Source organism: Mycolicibacterium mageritense (assembly GCF_010727475.1).
GTDB lineage: Bacteria > Actinomycetota > Actinomycetes > Mycobacteriales > Mycobacteriaceae > Mycobacterium > Mycobacterium mageritense.
In genome coordinates, this window is record NZ_AP022567.1 from 2948474 (window position 1) to 2965191 (window position 16718).

11 protein-coding genes are annotated in these 16718 nt (G+C 67.8%); all 11 read left to right on the top strand.

Features of this window, described 5'->3' with window-relative positions; genetic code table 11:
• Complete coding sequence (locus G6N67_RS13965) at window positions 1-543, top strand: phosphatase PAP2 family protein (RefSeq protein WP_036431171.1); 543 nt, start codon at window positions 1-3, stop codon at window positions 541-543.
• A complete protein-coding gene (locus G6N67_RS13970; protein ID WP_036431175.1) occupies window positions 540-1457 on the top strand; it encodes a decaprenyl-phosphate phosphoribosyltransferase in 918 nt (305 codons plus the stop codon). Before G6N67_RS13965 ends, G6N67_RS13970 begins: the two co-directional genes overlap by 4 nt.
• Before the next feature lie 4 nt (window positions 1458-1461).
• Complete coding sequence (gene zomB / locus G6N67_RS13975) at window positions 1462-3483, top strand: terminal beta-(1->2)-arabinofuranosyltransferase (protein ID WP_396923068.1); 2022 nt, start codon at window positions 1462-1464, stop codon at window positions 3481-3483.
• A gap of 68 nt (window positions 3484-3551) precedes the next feature.
• Window positions 3552-3746: a hypothetical protein gene (locus G6N67_RS13980; RefSeq protein WP_036431178.1), complete on the top strand. Its 195-nt coding sequence runs from the start codon at window positions 3552-3554 to the stop codon at window positions 3744-3746.
• Between the two features lie 107 nt (window positions 3747-3853).
• Entirely contained in the window at window positions 3854-4861 is a 1008-nt protein-coding gene (locus G6N67_RS13985; protein ID WP_036431181.1) for an esterase family protein, read from the top strand.
• 189 nt (window positions 4862-5050) lie between these two features.
• Window positions 5051-5953 carry an alpha/beta hydrolase-fold protein gene (locus tag G6N67_RS13990; RefSeq protein WP_036431182.1) on the top strand — a complete coding sequence of 301 codons (903 nt, stop codon included), beginning with the start codon at window positions 5051-5053 and terminating at the stop codon, window positions 5951-5953.
• A gap of 54 nt (window positions 5954-6007) precedes the next feature.
• Window positions 6008-6448: a DUF732 domain-containing protein gene (locus G6N67_RS13995; protein WP_036431184.1), complete on the top strand. Its 441-nt coding sequence runs from the start codon at window positions 6008-6010 to the stop codon at window positions 6446-6448.
• Window positions 6449-6514: 66 nt separating this feature from the next.
• The gene (gene culp6, locus G6N67_RS14000; RefSeq protein ID WP_073909571.1) at window positions 6515-7528 is read left to right on the top strand and encodes a carboxylesterase Culp6; all 1014 of its coding nucleotides are present in this window, start codon (window positions 6515-6517) and stop codon (window positions 7526-7528) included.
• 249 nt (window positions 7529-7777) lie between these two features.
• Window positions 7778-9670, top strand: a complete 1893-nt coding sequence (gene fadD32, locus G6N67_RS14005; protein WP_036431187.1) for a long-chain-fatty-acid--AMP ligase FadD32 — start codon at window positions 7778-7780, stop codon at window positions 9668-9670.
• Window positions 9671-9729: 59 nt separating this feature from the next.
• A complete protein-coding gene (gene pks13 / locus G6N67_RS14010; RefSeq protein WP_163642190.1) occupies window positions 9730-15138 on the top strand; it encodes a polyketide synthase Pks13 in 5409 nt (1802 codons plus the stop codon).
• The gene (locus tag G6N67_RS14015) at window positions 15135-16688 is read left to right on the top strand and encodes an acyl-CoA carboxylase subunit beta (protein ID WP_036431193.1); all 1554 of its coding nucleotides are present in this window, start codon (window positions 15135-15137) and stop codon (window positions 16686-16688) included. The genes pks13 and G6N67_RS14015 overlap by 4 nt, the downstream gene beginning before the upstream one ends.
• Window positions 16689-16718 lie beyond the last annotated feature (30 nt).

The window sequence follows — 16718 nt, forward strand, 5'->3', positions numbered from 1 at the left end:
ATGACGGGTGCCCCTCACGGCGAAGATGCCGTGTTGGTTGCGGTGCAGTCGGCGCTGGCCGGCAGGCCCGGCGTGCTCGCCGGTGCACGCGCGTTGTCCCACTTCGGTGAGCACAGCGCGGGTTGGGTAGGCCTGGCGGCGGCGGGCGCGCTGGCGCAGCCGTCGAAGCGCCGGTCCTGGATCGCGGTGGGAGCCGGGGCATTTCTGGCCCACGCAGCCGCGGTGCTGATCAAGCGCGTGGTGCGCCGCGAGCGTCCGCATCACCCGGACATCGCGGTCAACGTCGGCACCCCGAGCCGGCTGAGCTTCCCGTCGGCACATGCCACGTCGACGACGGCCGCCGCGGTGCTGCTCGCGCAGACCACGGGTCTGCCGCTGCCCGCGGTGCTGGTGCCGCCGATGGCGTTGTCGCGCCTCGTTCTGGGTGTGCATTACCCCACCGATGTGCTGACCGGAATCGTGGTCGGCGCAGTCGTCGGGAAAACCGTCGGCAGGCTTGCCGATATTGTCGGTGCCGGGCCGAAGGAGATTGATCAGCAATGAGTGAGGACGTGCGAACGGAGCCGGGCCCGCCCAGCAATCTGGCCGTCGGGCTCGTCAAGGCACTGCGTCCGCGGCAATGGGTGAAGAACCTCCTGGTGCTGGTGGCGCCGCTGGCCGCGCTCGGCGGTGGCGTCGAGTACGACCTGAGCGATCTCAGCTACAAGGTCGGCATCGCCTTCGTGGTGTTCTCCCTGGCGGCCTCGTCCATCTATCTGATCAACGATGCGCGCGACGTCGAGGCCGACCGGGCCCACCCGACCAAACGCTTCCGGCCGATCGCGGCAGGCGTGGTGCCGGAATCGCTGGCCTACGTGCTGGCAGTGGTGCTCGCCGCGACGTCGCTGACCGTGTCGTGGCTTCTGACACCGAACCTCGCCCTGGTGATCGCCGTGTATCTGGCCATCCAGCTGGCCTACTGCTTCGGGCTCAAACATCAAGCGGTGCTTGACATCTGCATCGTTTCCTCGGCTTATCTGATCCGGGCGATCGCGGGTGGTGCGGCCGCCTCGATCCCGCTGTCCCAGTGGTTCCTGCTGATGATGGCGTTCGGTTCGCTGTTCATGGTGGCCGGCAAGCGGTACGCCGAACTGCAGCTGGCCGAGCGCACGGGCGCCAAGATCCGGAAATCGCTGGAGAGCTACACCAGCAGCTATCTCCGTTTCGTGTGGACGCTCGCGGCGACTGCGGTGGTGGTCTGCTACGGACTGTGGGCTTTCGAGCGGGACCGGGCCGGCGGCACGTCGTGGTTCGCCGTGTCGATGATTCCGTTCACCATCGCGATCCTGCGGTACGCGGTGGACGTCGACGGCGGTATCGCCGGTGAGCCGGAGGAGATCGCGCTCCGGGACCGGGTACTGCAGCTGCTTGCGGTGGCGTGGATCGGAACCATCGGTGCGGCCATCGCTTTCAGTTGACCGGGTGAAGCGGCGGGCGCAGGCCGGCGCCATCCGCGTGCTGCCGGGCGCGCCCGCGTTCCCCTATCACGTTTCGGTGCGCATCAGCCTGTGGATCAGCGTGGTGGTGGTCGCGGGCCTGTTCGGCTGGGGCGCCTGGCAGCGCCGCTGGATCGCCGACGACGGGCTGATCGTGCTGCGTACGGTTCGGAACCTGTTGGCGGGCAACGGGCCCGTGTTCAACGCCGGCGAGCGGGTCGAGGCCAACACCTCGACGCTGTGGACCTACCTGGTGACGCTCGGGGCGTGGATCGGCGGTCCGATCCGGCTCGAGTACGTCGTGCTCACGCTGGCTCTCGCGCTCAGTGTGCTCGGCGTCGTGCTGGCCGTGCTCGGGACCGGGCGCCTGTACGCGCCGAGCCTGCAGGGCAGGCGTGCGTTGTTGTTGCCCGCGGGTGCGCTGGTCTACATCGCGGTGCCGCCGGCCCGTGACTTCGCCACCTCGGGACTCGAAAACGGTTTGGTGCTGGCCTATCTCGGCCTGCTGTGGTGGATGCTGGTGTGTTGGTCGCAGTCGCTGCGCGCGTACCGGGCCCCGCACCCGGCGCCCGGTATGCCCGTCGCGCAGCCTCCGCGGAACATCCCGGGCACGGGCTTCGAGGCCGCGCTGGCCGCGGTGGCGGGCCTGAGCGTGCTGGTGCGTCCCGAGCTCGCGCTGATCGGCGGCGGCGCGCTGATCATGATGCTGGTCGCGGCGCACGGCTGGCGCCGCAGGGTGCTCATCATCGTCGCGGGCGGTTTGCTGCCCGTCGCGTACCAGATCTTCCGGATGGGGTACTACGCGCTGCTCGTCCCGGGTACCGCGGTGGCCAAGGACGCGTCGGGATCCAAGTGGTCCCAGGGCTTCATCTATCTGGCCAACTTCAACAAGCCCTACCTGCTGTGGGTGCCCGCGCTGTTGCTGATCGCGCTCGGTGTGGTGTTGCTGGCCACACGGACCAGGCCGTGGTGGGTGCGGCGCCAGATTCCCCGCGGATACGGCTGGCTGGCCCGCACCGTGCAGAGCCCGCCCGCCGTGGTCATCTTCATGCTCGTGAGCGGCCTGCTGCAGGCGGTGTACTGGGTCCGCCAGGGCGGCGACTTCATGCACGGCCGCGTTTTGCTGACCCCGTTGTTCTGCCTTTTGCTGCCGGTTGCCGTGATCCCGGTGGTGCTGCCCGACGGAACCAAGTTCACACGCGAGACCGGCTATCTGCTGGCGGCGGCCACCAGCGTGTTGTGGGCCGCGATCGTGGGTTGGTCTATATGGGCGGCGAATTCGCCCGGCATGGGTGCCGACGCGACCCGGGTGACCTACTCGGGCATCGTCGACGAGCGGCGCTTCTACGCGCAGGCCACGGGCCATGCGCACCCGCTGACCGCCGCAGACTATCTCGACTACCCGCGCATGCGGGCCGTCCTCACGGCCATCGAGAACACTCCCGACGGCGCGCTGCTGCTGCCGTCCGGCAACTACGACCAGTGGGACGTCGTACCTGCCATGCCGCTGCCGCCGGACGCGACGCCCGAGGCCAGGGCGGCGTATGAGCCGCCGCACACGGTGTTCTTCACCAACATGGGCATGCTCGGGATGAACGTCGGGCTCGACGTGCGGGTCATCGACCAGATCGGGCTGGCAAATCCGTTGGCGGCGCACACCCAGCGGCTGACCGACGGCCGCATCGGCCACGACAAGAACCTGTTCCCGGACTGGGCGGTGGCCGAAGGCCCGTTCATCAAGACACATCCTTATGTCCCGCCCTATCTCGACGAGGACTGGATCGCCCAAGCCGAGGTGGCGCTGCAGTGTCCGGCGACCGACGCGGTGCTGAATTCTGTGCGCGGCGAGCTGACCCCGCGGCGGTTCATCTCGAATCTGTTCCACGCATACGAGTTCACGAAGTACCGCATCGACCGCGTGCCCATGTACGAGTTGAACCGGTGCGGGCTGCAGCCTCCGCCGCCCAAGTCACCGCCGTACACGGGGCTGCCCGCGACAGGTCCGTAACGCCCGGCCGGGACCGGCCGATACGCAGACGGACGAGTGTCCTGATCGGACCTGACGAAACGGAAGCGATGTTGATCACACGCGGTGTCGAGTCCGCCCGTGCCCAGGGCGGTCGCCTTGTGCACGCTGTGGTCGCGACCTCGCCTTTCGTGCCCGCCGACACCCGAGCGCTGCCCCTGGTGGCAGTGCCGTCGGCCGTGCTCCACGTTCACCTGATCGCGCCGTTGAAAGGCGGCGGAGCGACCAGGGGGGACAACTGCTGAAGAGAAGATTTGCGCGTTCGTGTGGTTGACTACACGGGCACGTGAGCCGCTACGTCGGTTATTTCGGCGTGCGGCATACGACAGACGAAAGTGAGAATGGGAGCGGTATGAAGTTCGTTGGGAAGATGCGCGGCGCAGCGGCAGGTCTGTCGCGCCGGCTGACGGTTGGGGTCGCGGTCGCGGCTCTGCTGCCTGGCCTGGTGGGCGTCGTAGGCGGCTCGGCGACCGCTGGGGCTTTCTCTCGGCCGGGCCTGCCGGTGGAGTATCTCGACGTTCCGTCGGCAGGGATGGGACGTGACATTCGGGTGGAGTTCCAGAGCGGTGGCCCCCAGGCGCCCGCGCTGTATCTGCTCGACGGCATGCGCGCCCGTGAGGACAACAGCGGGTGGGACATCGAACTGCCGACGTTCGAGTGGTTCCTGAACTCGGGCATCTCGGTCGTGATGCCCGTCGGTGGCCAGTCCAGCTTCTACGCCGACTGGTACAAGCCGGCTTGCGGCAGCAAAGACGGCGGCTGCAAGACCTACAAGTGGGAGACCTTCCTGACGAGCGAGCTCCCGAACTGGCTGGCGGCCAACCGCGACGTCAAGCCGACCGGCAGCGCCGTGGTGGGTCTGTCGATGGCGGGTTCGTCCGCGCTGATGCTGTCGGCGCGTCACCCGGACCAGTTCATCTACGCCGGATCGCTGTCGGGCACGCTCAACCCGTCCGAGGGTTGGTGGCCCATGCTGATCAACGTTTCGATGGGTGACGCCGGCGGCTACAAGGCCGACGACATGTGGGGCAAGACGGGCGACCCGGGCAACGCGTGGAAGGCCAACGACCCGACGGAGAACGTCGCCACGATCGCCAACAACGGCACCCGCATCTGGATCTACTGCGGTAACGGCAAGCCCGGCGAGCTGGGTGGCACCGACATCCCCGCGAAGTTCCTCGAGGGCTTCGTGTGCCGCACGAACTCCACGTTCCAGGAGAAGTACATCGCGGCCGGTGGCAAGAACGGCGTGTTCAACTTCCCGCAGAGCGGTACGCACGCCTGGGCCTACTGGGGCCAGCAGCTGCAGGCCATGAAGCCTGACCTGCAGCGCGTGCTGGGTGCTACCCCGACCGCCTGAGCGGACGGCACGTAGCAGCCGAATCGAATCGAGACTGACGGCGGCGATCCCCCAGGGGGTCGCCGCCGTCAGGCGTTTGCGGCCACGCCGCGGCAAGGGATGTGGTTCACTACAACGCGGGTTACGTGTGCGGGGGCACATCTGGCAAAACCGGGGTGCGACGGTATCCGACAGCGGGAGAGGTTGAGGATGAGGCGTGCGTTGAGTCTGATGCGAGCGGTTGTGCTGTCGGTGGTGTTGGCCGCCGGACTGTGGACAGTCGCCACGACGGCGGATGCACCGGCAAAGGCCGACGGCGTCGAATACCTCATGGTCCCGTCCGCTGCGATGGGCCGCGACATCCCGGTCGCCTTCCAGGGCGGCGGGCCGCACGCGGTGTTCCTGCTCGACGCGTTCAACGCCGCACCGGACGTCAGCAACTGGGTCAACGCAGGCCACGCGATGACGACGCTGGCCGGCCGGGGGATCTCGGTGGCCGCGCCCGCGGGCGGCGCCTGGAGCCTCTACACCAACTGGGAGCAGGACGGCAGCAAGCAGTGGGAGACGTTCCTGTCGTCGGAGCTGCCCGATTGGCTTGCCGCCAACAAGGGCCTGGCGCCCGGCGGCCACGGTGTCGTGGGTGCTTCGCAGGGCGGCACCGCCGCGCTGACCCTCGCGGCCTTCCATCCCGACCGCTTCCGCTTCGCGGGATCGCTGTCGGGTTTCCTGACCCCGTCGGCGACGACGCTCAACGGCGCCATTACCGCGGGGCTGGCGCAGTTCGGCGGCGTGGACAGCTACGGCATGTGGGGTGCACCGCAGCTCGGCCGGTGGAAGTGGCACGACCCCGACGTGCACGTGCAGCTGCTTTCGGACGCCAACACCCGGCTCTGGGTGTTCAGCCCGGCGACTCTGACCTGCAGTGATCCCGCGGCGATGATCGGCGTGTGCGACCAGGCCACGGGCAGCAACCGGTCCTTCTACTCGCACTACCGCGGGGTCGGCGGGCGCAACGGACACTTCGACTTCCCGAATTCGGGCCAGCACGACTGGGGCACCTGGGCGCCTCAGCTGGCGGTGATGTCGGGCGAGTTGGTCGCGACCATCAAGTAGCCGCATCGAAACAGCTGCGGGCGGGCACTTTTCGCCACCCGGTACCGTGGAGGCGTGCAGCACTGGGTACCGCCGGCCGGAGTGGCCATCGTGGCGTTTGCTGCATTGTCGGTTACCGGGTGCGGTGCCGGCGAAGACATGATGGCGCCACTGGCCATGTCCACCTCGCAGATCAACGACACCGACGCGCAGTCCGGTGAGCTGTCCGACTACCCGGACCAGCCCGTGATCACCGAACAGCAGCGCGGTTATCTCGACGCGCTCAAGGCCGCGGGCGTGACGCCGTCGAGCGATCTGCACGCGCTGTCGATCGGTTCTTACGTCTGCCAGGCGCGCGCCGCGAGGCAGAATGACCAGGCAGTGTGGGATTTCGTGTTGCCGCTCGTACGCAGCGACGTACGGGCCGCGCATTCCAGCGAGGACATCCCGTTGACCGGCGAGGTCAACGAGGTCACCTCGGATTACATCCGCATCGCCACCGAGCGGCTCTGCTAGTCGGCATGACCGCGCCGCGGGGAGCGCGACCCAACACGTGCGCACGCGAGGAAGCAAAGGAAGTAAATGGCAAAGAACGCTCGCCGTAAGCGGCACCGCATCCTGGCCCTGATCGCAGCTGGGGCCATGACGCTTGTCGTGGTGCTGGTCGTGGCCATCGTGGTGATCATCATGCGGCGTCCTGAGACGCCGTCGGCGCCGCCGTCCGCTCAGCCACCGGCCGGGCAGCCGGGCGGCGTGCCGTCGACGGGCAAGCCGCGGCCCGAGTTCCAGTCCGCCGACTGTCCCGACGTGCAGCTGCTCTCGATCCCCGGTACCTGGGAGTCCTCGGTGCGCCAGGATCCCTTCAACCCGACGGAGTTCCCGCTCGCCCTGCTGCTCAATGTGACCAACCCGCTGCGCGCGCAGTTCGACAACTCCCGGCTCGAGATCTACACCGTCCCCTACACCGCGCAGTTCCACAATCCGTTCGCCGCCGACAAGCAGATGTCGTACAACGACAGCCGCGCGGAAGGGAAACGTGCTGCGGTGCAGGCGTTGACGGACATGAACAACCGGTGCCCGCTGACCAGTTACGTGATCGTCGGGTTCTCGCAGGGCGCGGTGATCGGCGGGGACATCGCAAGCGACATCGGCAACGGCCGCGGGCCGGTGGACCAGGATCTGGTTCTCGGCGTCACGCTGATCGCCGACGGCCGCCGCCAGGACGGCGTGGGGCAGAACCTGCCGTCGAACCCGCCGGGGCAGGGCGCCGAGATCACGTTGCACGAGGTGCCGATGCTCTCGGCACTCGGGCTTTCCATGACGGGCCCCCGGGCCGGCGGCTTCGGCGCGCTCAACGACCGCACCAACCAGATCTGCGGCCTGGGCGACCTGATCTGTTCGGCGCCGCAGGAGGCGTTCTCGATCACCAACCTGCCGCAGACCCTGGACACCCTGCTCGGCAGTACGGCGGGCCCGGTGCACGCGCTGTACAACACGCCGCAGTTCTGGTCGCTCAACGGGCAGACGGCCACGCAGTGGACGCTGGCCTGGGCGCAGAACCTCATCGAGAACGCGCCGCATCCGAAACACGGATAACAGTTCGGCCACGAGCGCGCCGGATTTGGCCGAGGGAAACTAGTTCCCTTAACATTAAGAGAAAAGTAAGAGCACCGCGCAAGATAATTCCGGGTGCACGTGGAGGGCGCCGGCCGACATGTCGGTTTGCGTGCTCCACCCCGGTACGATCCTTGGGGTTTTGGGGTTCGTGCGGCCGTCGAGTGGCTGTGACGCACCGCGAATGACGTGCGACAACGCGACGAGTGCGGCTCTGACAGGAGAAGAGATATGCCGTTCCACAATCCGTTCATCAAGGACGGACAGATCAAGTTCCCGGACGGCGCCAGCATTGTTGAGCACGTTGAGCGCTGGGCCAAGGTACGTGGGGACAAGCTCGCGTACCGATTCCTCGACTTCTCCACCGAGCGGGACGGCGTCGCCCGCGACCTGACCTGGTCGCAGTTCAGCGCCCGCAACAAGGCCGTCGCCGCGCGGCTGCAGCAGGTCACCCAGCCGGGCGACCGCGTCGCGATCCTGTGCCCCCAGAACCTCGACTACCTGGTCGCGTTCTTCGGTGCGCTCTACGCGGGCCGCATCGCGGTGCCGCTGTTCGATCCGTCGGAGCCCGGGCACGTCGGCCGCCTGCACGCGGTGCTGGACAACTGCCATCCGTCGGCGATCCTGACCACCACCGAGGCCGCCGAAGGCGTTCGTAAGTTCTTCCGCAGCAGGCCCGCCAACCAGCGGCCCCGCGTCATCGCGGTCGACGCGGTGCCCGACGACGTCGCGGCCACCTGGGCCAAGCCGGATCAGCCCGACGAGACCACCATCGCGTACCTGCAGTACACGTCCGGGTCGACGCGTATCCCGACGGGCGTGCAGATCACGCACCTCAACCTGGCCACCAACGTCGTCCAGGTGATCGAGGCACTCGAAGGCGAAGAGGGCGACCGCGGCCTGTCCTGGCTGCCGTTCTTCCACGACATGGGCCTGATCACGGCGCTGCTCGCGCCCATGATCGGCCACTACTTCACGTTCATGACGCCTGCCGCGTTCGTGCGTCGCCCGGAACGCTGGATCCGCGAGCTCGCACGCAAAGAGGGCGACACGGGCGGCACCATCTCGGTGGCCCCGAACTTCGCGTTCGACCATGCGGCGGCCCGCGGTGTGCCCAAGGAAGGCTCGGCGCCGCTGGACATGTCCAACGTCAAGGCCGTGCTGAACGGCAGCGAGCCGATCTCGGCCGCCACCGTGCGCCGGTTCAACGAGGCGTTCGGTCCGTTCGGCTTCCCGCCCAAGGCCATCAAGCCGTCCTACGGCCTCGCCGAGGCCACGCTGTTCGTGTCGACCACGCCGTCGGCCGAGGAGCCCAAGATCATCACGGTGGACCGCGACCAGCTCAACAGCGGCCGCATCGTCGAGGTGCCCGAGGATTCGCCCAAGGCTGTCGCGCAGGCCTCGGCGGGCAAGGTCGGCATCGCGGAATGGGCCGTGATCGTCGACGCCGAGAGCGCGACCGAACTGCCCGACGGCCAGGTCGGTGAGATCTGGATCAGCGGCCAGAACATGGGCACGGGTTACTGGGGCAAGACCGAGGAATCCCGCGAGACTTTCCAGAACACGCTCAAGTCGCGGACCAACCCGTCGCACGCCGAGGGCGCCGCCGACGACGCGACCTGGGTGCGCACGGGTGACTACGGCGCGTTCTACGACGGCGACCTCTACATCACGGGCCGCGTCAAGGATCTGGTGATCATCGACGGCCGCAACCATTACCCGCAGGATCTGGAGTACTCCGCACAGGAATCCAGCAAGGCCCTGCGCACCGGGTACGTCGCGGCGTTCTCGGTGCCCGCGAACCAGCTGCCCGACGAGGTCTTCGAGAACGCCCACTCCGGGCTCAAGCGCGATCCCGACGACACCTCCGAGCAGCTCGTGATCGTCGCCGAGCGCGCGCCCGGTGCACACAAGCTCGAGGTCGGGCCGATCTCCGACGACATCCGCGCCGCCATCGCGGTGCGCCACGGTGTCACGGTGCGCGACGTGCTGCTGACCGCGGCAGGCGCGATCCCACGTACCTCCAGCGGCAAGATCGGCCGCCGGGCCTGCCGCGCCGCGTACCTCGACGGCAGCCTGCGCAGCGGCAAGATCGCCAATGCGTTCCCCGACGAGACCGACTGATCTGACTTCAGACCCGTATCGCCGACCAGCGGGCCGGTCTAAGACGAAGGTGACTTGAAATGGATGAAACACAGAACGATTCGAATCTTCCAGCGACCACCGAGTCTGCCGGCCAGCCGACCTCGCGTCCGGACCTGAGCGTTGCGGAGATGCGCGAGTGGCTGCGCAAGTGGGTTGCCAACGCCACGGGGCAGTCGCCGGACGCGATCGACGAGACCACGCCCATGGTCGAGCTGGGCCTCTCGTCGCGCGACGCGGTGGCCATGGCCAGCGACATCGAGGATCTGACCGGGGTCACGCTGACGGCCACGGTGGCGTTCCGCCACCCGACCATCGAATCGCTCGCGACCGTGATCATCGAAGGCGAGCCCGAGCCAGAGTTCTCGGCCGACGACGAGGATTGGTCCCGCGAGCGTGACGTCGAGGACATCGCGATCGTCGGTGTGGCCACGCGTTTCCCGGGCGACATGAACACGCCCGACGAGATGTGGGCCGCGCTGCTCGAGGGCCGCGACGCCATCACCGACCTGCCCGAGGGCCGGTGGGAGGAGTTCCTCGACGAGCCGCGTATCGCCGAGCGGGTCGCCAAGGCCCGCACCCGCGGCGGCTATCTGAAGGACATCAAGGGTTTCGACTCGGAGTTCTTCGCACTGTCGAAGATGGAAGCCGACAACATCGACCCGCAGCAGCGCATGGCGCTCGAGCTGACCTGGGAAGCCTTGGAGCACGCCCGGATTCCGGCGTCGAGCCTGCGTGGCACGAGCGTCGCGGTGTACATCGGCAGCTCGACCAACGACTACAGCTTCATGGCGATGAGCGACCCGTCGGTCGCCCACCCGTACGCCATCACCGGAACCGCGAGTTCGATCATCGCCAACCGGGTTTCGTACTTCTACGACTTCCGCGGGCCGTCGGTCGCGGTCGACACCGCGTGCTCCAGCTCGCTGGTGGCAGCGCACCAGGGCGTGCAGGCACTGCGCTCGGGTGAGGCCGACGTCGCGGTGGTCGGTGGCGTCAACGCACTCATCACGCCGCTCGTGACGGTCGGTTTCGACGAGGTCGGCGGCGTGCTGGCATCCGACGGGCGGATCAAGTCGTTCTCGTCGGATGCCGACGGCTACGCGCGCTCCGAGGGCGGCGGCATGCTCGTGCTCAAGCGTGTCTCGGACGCACGCCGCGACGGCGATCAGATTCTCGCGGTCATCGCCGGTAGCGCGATCAACCACGACGGCCGGTCCAACGGCCTGCTCGCGCCCAACCCGGATGCGCAGGAAGCCGTGTTGCGCAAGGCCTACAAGGACGCCGGAATCGACCCGCGCACCGTCGACTACATCGAGGCCCACGGCACGGGCACCATCCTGGGTGACCCGATCGAGGCCGACGCGCTCGGCCGCGTGGTCGGCCGCGGTCGCGCCGCGGACAAGCCCGCACTGCTAGGCGCGGTGAAATCCAATGTGGGACACCTGGAATCGGCTGCCGGCGCGGCCAGCCTGGCGAAGATGACGCTGGCGCTGGCCAACGACAAGCTGCCGCCGTCGATCAACTACGCGGGGCCCAACCCGTACATCGACTTCGACAAGGAACACCTCAAGGTCAACGACACCGTCTCGGACTGGCCGCGCTACAGCGGGCACGCCATCGCGGGCGTGTCGGGCTTCGGCTTCGGTGGCGCCAACGCGCACCTGGTGCTGCGTGAGGTGCTGGCGACCGATCTGGTCGAGCCCGAGCCGGAACCTGAAGCCGCCGAGGACAAGTCGGCCTCCGACGATGCCAACGCGGTCTACGTGGGTGGTGTCCGGATGGACGAGTACGGCGAGTTTGTTCACGACGAGCCCGAGGCCGAGGAATACCCCGTCTACGACGAGGCGACTCATGAGCTGCCCGGCCTGACCGACGAGGCCAAACGCCTGATCGAGGCCGCTCGTGCGGAGCTCGAAGCCGCCGAGGCCGCCGAGCCCACCAAGAAGCTTGTCCCGCTGGCCGTCTCGGCGTTCCTGACGTCGCGCAAGAAGGCCGCGGCGGCAGAGCTCGCGGATTGGATCGACAGCGAGGCGGGCCGCGCGTCGTCTCTTGAGGCCATCGGGCGTTCGCTGTCGCGGCGCAACCACGGCCGGTCCCGTGCGGTGGTGCTGGCGCACGACCACGACGAGGCGGTCAAGGGCCTGCGTGCGCTGGCCGAGGGCAAGCAGCATCCGAGCGTCATCACCGCCGATGGGCCCGTCACCAACGGACCGGTCTGGGTGCTCGCCGGATTCGGTGCGCAGCACCGCAAGATGGGCAAGAGCCTGTACCTGCGCGAGCCGGTCTTCGCGGAGTGGATCAACAAGGTCGACGCCCACATCCAGGATGAGCGCGGCTATTCGATCGTCGAGCTGATCCTCGACGACTCGATCGACTACACCAACGAGACCTGCGAATACCCCATCGAAGTGGTCCAGACGGTGATCTTCGCCATCCAGATCGCGCTCGGTGAATTCCTCAAGGCCCACGGTGCGAAACCTGGTGCGGTGGTTGGCCAGTCGCTCGGCGAAGCGGCTGCCGCCTACTTCTCCGGCGGCCTGAGCCTGGCCGACGCCACCCGGACCATCTGCTCGCGTGCCCACCTCATGGGTGAGGGCGAGGCGATGCTGTTCGGTGAGTACATCCGGCTCATGGCGCTCGTGGAGTACTCGGCCGACGAGATCAAGACGGTCTTCGCCGACTATCCGGGTCTCGAAGTGTGCGTGTACGCCGCCCCGACGCAGACCGTGATTGGTGGCCCGCCGGAGCAGATCGACGCGATCATCGCCCGGGCGGAATCGGAGGGCAAGTTCGCCCGCAAGCTGCAGACCAAGGGCGCCAGCCACACGCAGCAGATGGACCCGCTGCTCGGTGAGCTGTCCGCTGAGATCCAGGGCATCGAACCGCACCCGCTGCAGACGGCGTACTACTCGACCGTCCACGAGGGCAAGCTGATCCGGGCCGGCGCCGAGCCTATCCACGATGTCGAGTACTGGAAGAAGGGGCTGCGGCACAGCGTCTACTTCACCCATGGCATCCGCAACGCCGTCGACAACGGTCACACCACGTTCCTGGAGCTCGCGCCGAATCCCGTGGCGCTCATGCAGGTCGGGCTGACGACGGCGACCGCAGGCCTGCACGACGCGCAGCTGATCCCGACCCTGGCGCGCAAGCAGGACGAGGTCGCGTCGATGACCACGGCCATGGCGCACCTGTACGTGCACGGGCATGACCTGGACTTCCGCACACTGTTCCCGCGGACATCGACAGGCCTGGCCGGGGCACTCGACTTCGCCGACATCCCGCCGACACGGTTCAAGCGCAAGCAGCACTGGCTCGACGCGCACTTCACGGGCGACAGCTCGACTGTCATGCCCGGCAACCACGTCGCGACACCGGACGGCAAGCATGTCTGGGAGTTCGTGCCGAAGGGCGCGAGCGATCTCGCGGCTCTGGTGAAAGCGGCTGCCGCGCAGGTACTTCCGGATGCCAAGCTGACGGCGTACGAGCAACGTGCGGTGCCCGCCGAGGGGTCGCGACTGGTCACCACACTGACCCGGCACCCGGGCGGTGCCTCGGTTCAGGTGCACGCCAGGATCGACGAGTCGTTCACGCTCGTCTACGACGCCATCGTCACGCGCGGTGGCGCCACGACGGCGCTGCCGACCGCGGTGGGCGCAGGTGTTGTCGCCGAACAGGTCTCGGCTGCGCCGGCGGTGGTCGAAGAGCCCGAGGACGACGCCGAGATCCTGCAGGATCACCTGACCCAGGGCGCAGGCATGGGGGCGGGCTTCGAGAAGTGGTCGCCGGAGTCCGGTGAGACCGTCGCGCAGCGCCTCGGCACGATCGTCGGCGCCGCAATGGGTTACGAGCCCGAGGATCTCCCGTGGGAGGTGCCGCTGATCGAGCTGGGCCTCGACTCGCTCATGGCGGTGCGGATCAAGAACCGCGTCGAGTACGACTTCGACCTCCCGCCCATCCAGCTGACCGCGGTGCGGGACGCCAACCTGTACAACGTCGAAGAGCTCATCAAGTACGCGATCGAGCACCGCGACGAGGTCGATCAGCTCGCCGAGGCCCAGAAGGGCAAGACCGCCGAGGAGATCGCGGCCGAGCAGGCCGAGCTGCTCGGGGGCGCGTCGAGTGTTGCCGAGGTCGAGGCCAAGCTGGCCGAGGTGGGACACCCGTTGGCCGACAAGGCGGACGAGACAGACGTCACCGCAGGTCTGGAGATTCCACCCCCGCCCACCGATCCCAGCGGACCGGCCGTTCCGCCCCCGCCCACCGATCCGTCCGGGCCCTCCGGCCCCAGCAAGGCCACCGCGGCCGCGGCTGCCGCCAAGGTGCTCACGCAGGAAGCGGTGACCGAGGCGCTTGGCGCCGACGTGCCCCCGCGTGATGCGGCCGAACGCGTCACGTTCGCGACGTGGGCGATCGTCACCGGCAAGTCGCCGGGCGGCATCTTCAACGAGCTGCCTGCCATCGACGAGGCCACCGCGACCAAGCTGTCCGAGCGGCTCTCAGAACGGGCCGAGGGCACGGTGACGGTGGAGCAGGTGCGCTCGGCCAAGACCATCGAGGCGCTGGCCACGATCGTCCGCGACCAGCTCGAGGAAGGTGTGGTCGACGGGTTCGTGCGCACGTTGCGGGCTGCCCCGGAAAGCCCGGCAGGCGGTTCCGCAAAAATTCCGCTGTTCGTGTTCCACCCGGCCGGTGGGTCGACGGTGGTGTACGAGCCGCTCATGAAGCGCCTGCCGGCGGACACCCCGATCTACGGCATCGAGCGCGTCGAGGGCTCGATCGAAGAGCGCGCGGCCGAGTACGTGCCCAAGCTGCTTGAGCTGCACAAGGGCCCGTTCGTGCTGGCGGGCTGGTCGCTCGGCGGTGCCCTGGCCTACGCGTGTGCGATCGGGCTCAGGCAGGCCGGCGCCGACGTGCGCTTCGTCGGATTGATCGACTGCGTCCGGCCGGGCGAGCCGATCGACCAGTCCAAGGAGGGCATGCGGGCCCGGTGGGATCGCTACGCGCGGTTCGCCGAGCGCACCTTCAACGTCGAGATTCCCGAGATCCCGTACGAGGAGCTCGAAAAGCTCGACGACGAGGGCCAGGTGAAGTTCGTGCTCGACGTCATCAAGGAGAGCGGCGTGCAGATCCCCGGCGGGATCATCGAGCACCAGCGCACGTCGTATCTGGACCAGCGCGCCCTGGACACCATCGAGGTCCAGCCCTTCGACGGACACGTCACGCTGTACATGGCCGACCGTTACCACGATGACGCGATCGTGTTCGAGCCCGCGTACGCGACTCGTAAGCCCGACGGTGGTTGGGGCGAGTTCGTCAAGGATCTCGAGGTCGTGCCCATCGGGGGTGAGCACATCCAGGCCATCGACGAGCCGTACATTGCCAAAGTGGGTGCGCACATGAGCGAGGCGCTCAACCGTATCGAAGCCGAGAGCGAGAGCAAGTGACGAACAAGACCACCGCCGAGCTGCTGGCCGACCTGCGCGACAAGCTCGAGCTGGCCAAGGAACCCGGCGGTGAGAAGGCCGTCGCCAAGCGCGAGAAGAAGGGCATCCCGTCGGCTCGCGCCAGGATCCACGCGTTGCTCGACCCGGGCAGCTTCCTGGAGATCGGCGCGCTGTGCAAGACGCCCGGTGATCCGAACGCGCTCTACGGCGACGGCGTCGTCACCGGTCACGGCACCATCAACGGGCGCCCGGTCGGCGTGTTCAGCCACGACCAGACGGTTTTCCAGGGCACGGTCGGCGAGATGTTCGGCCGCAAGGTGGCCCGGCTCATGGAGTGGGTGGCCATGGTCGGCTGCCCGATGATCGGCATCAACGACTCCGGCGGCGCCCGCATCCAGGACGCCGTGACCTCGCTGGCCTGGTACGCCGAACTCGGCCGCCGCCACGAGCTGCTGCGCGGCATGGTTCCCGAGATCTCGATCATCCTCGGCAAATGTGCAGGCGGCGCGGTGTATTCGCCGATCCAGACCGACCTCGTGGTCGCGGTGCGGGACCAGGGCTACATGTTCGTCACCGGGCCGGACGTCATCAAGGACGTCACCGGTGAGGACGTGTCCCTCGACGAGCTCGGCGGCGCGGACGCGCAGGCCCGCTACGGCAACATCCACCAGGTGGTCGAGGACGAGGCCGCGGCGTTCCAGTATGTACGCGATTACCTGAGCTTCCTGCCCGCCAACACCTTTGACGATCCGCCGATCGTCAACCCGGGCCTTGAGCCGGAGATCACACCGCATGACCTCGAATTGGATTCGATCGTGCCGGACGCCGACAACACGGCCTACGACATGCATGAGATCCTGTTGCGGATCTTCGACGACGGCGACGTGTTCGATGTGGCCGCGCAGCGCGGCCAGGCGATGATCACGGCGTTCGCGCGCGTCGACGGGCATCCGGTCGGCGTGATCGCCAACCAGCCGATGCACATGTCGGGAGCCATCGACAACGAGGCGTCGGACAAGGCCGCCGGGTTCATCCGGTTCTGCGACTCCTACAACCTGCCTTTGGTTTTCGTGGTCGACACCCCGGGCTTCCTGCCGGGTGTCGAGCAGGAGAAGGGCGGCATCATCAAGCGCGGCGGCCGGTTCCTCAACGCCGTCGTGGAGGCCGACGTGCCCAAGGTGACCATCACCATCCGCAAGTCCTACGGCGGCGCGTACGCGGTGATGGGTTCCAAGCAGCTCTCGGCCGACCTGAACTTCGCGTGGCCGACGGCGCGCATCGCGGTGATCGGTGCAGAAGGTGCGGCGCAGCTGCTGGTGAAGCGCTTCCCGGATCCCACGGCCCCCGAGGTGCAGAAGATCCGTGCCGACTTCATCGAGGGCTACAACCTCAACATGGCCACGCCGTGGATCGCGGCCGAGCGCGGCTTCATCGACGCCGTCATCCAGCCGCACGAGACCCGGCTGCTGCTGCGCAAGTCGCTGCACCTGTTGCGCGACAAGCAGAAGCACGGCCGCGTGCAGCGCAAGCACGGCCTGTTGCCGATCTAGTTTCCGCGGGCGGACTTTCTCCCGCTCGGC

Excerpts from the sequence above, each read along its gene's own strand:
- G6N67_RS13965 (WP_036431171.1), top strand. The coding sequence starts at position 1 with ATGACGGGTGCCCCTCACGGCGAAGATGCCGTGTTGGTTGCGGTGCAG.
- G6N67_RS13970 (WP_036431175.1), top strand. The coding sequence starts at position 540 with ATGAGTGAGGACGTGCGAACGGAGCCGGGCCCGCCCAGCAATCTGGCC.
- G6N67_RS13980 (WP_036431178.1), top strand. The coding sequence starts at position 3,552 with ATGTTGATCACACGCGGTGTCGAGTCCGCCCGTGCCCAGGGCGGTCGC.
- G6N67_RS13985 (WP_036431181.1), top strand. The coding sequence starts at position 3,854 with ATGAAGTTCGTTGGGAAGATGCGCGGCGCAGCGGCAGGTCTGTCGCGC.
- G6N67_RS13990 (WP_036431182.1), top strand. The coding sequence starts at position 5,051 with ATGAGGCGTGCGTTGAGTCTGATGCGAGCGGTTGTGCTGTCGGTGGTG.
- culp6 (WP_073909571.1), top strand. The coding sequence starts at position 6,515 with ATGGCAAAGAACGCTCGCCGTAAGCGGCACCGCATCCTGGCCCTGATC.
- fadD32 (WP_036431187.1), top strand. The coding sequence starts at position 7,778 with ATGCCGTTCCACAATCCGTTCATCAAGGACGGACAGATCAAGTTCCCG.
- pks13 (WP_163642190.1), top strand. The coding sequence starts at position 9,730 with ATGGATGAAACACAGAACGATTCGAATCTTCCAGCGACCACCGAGTCT.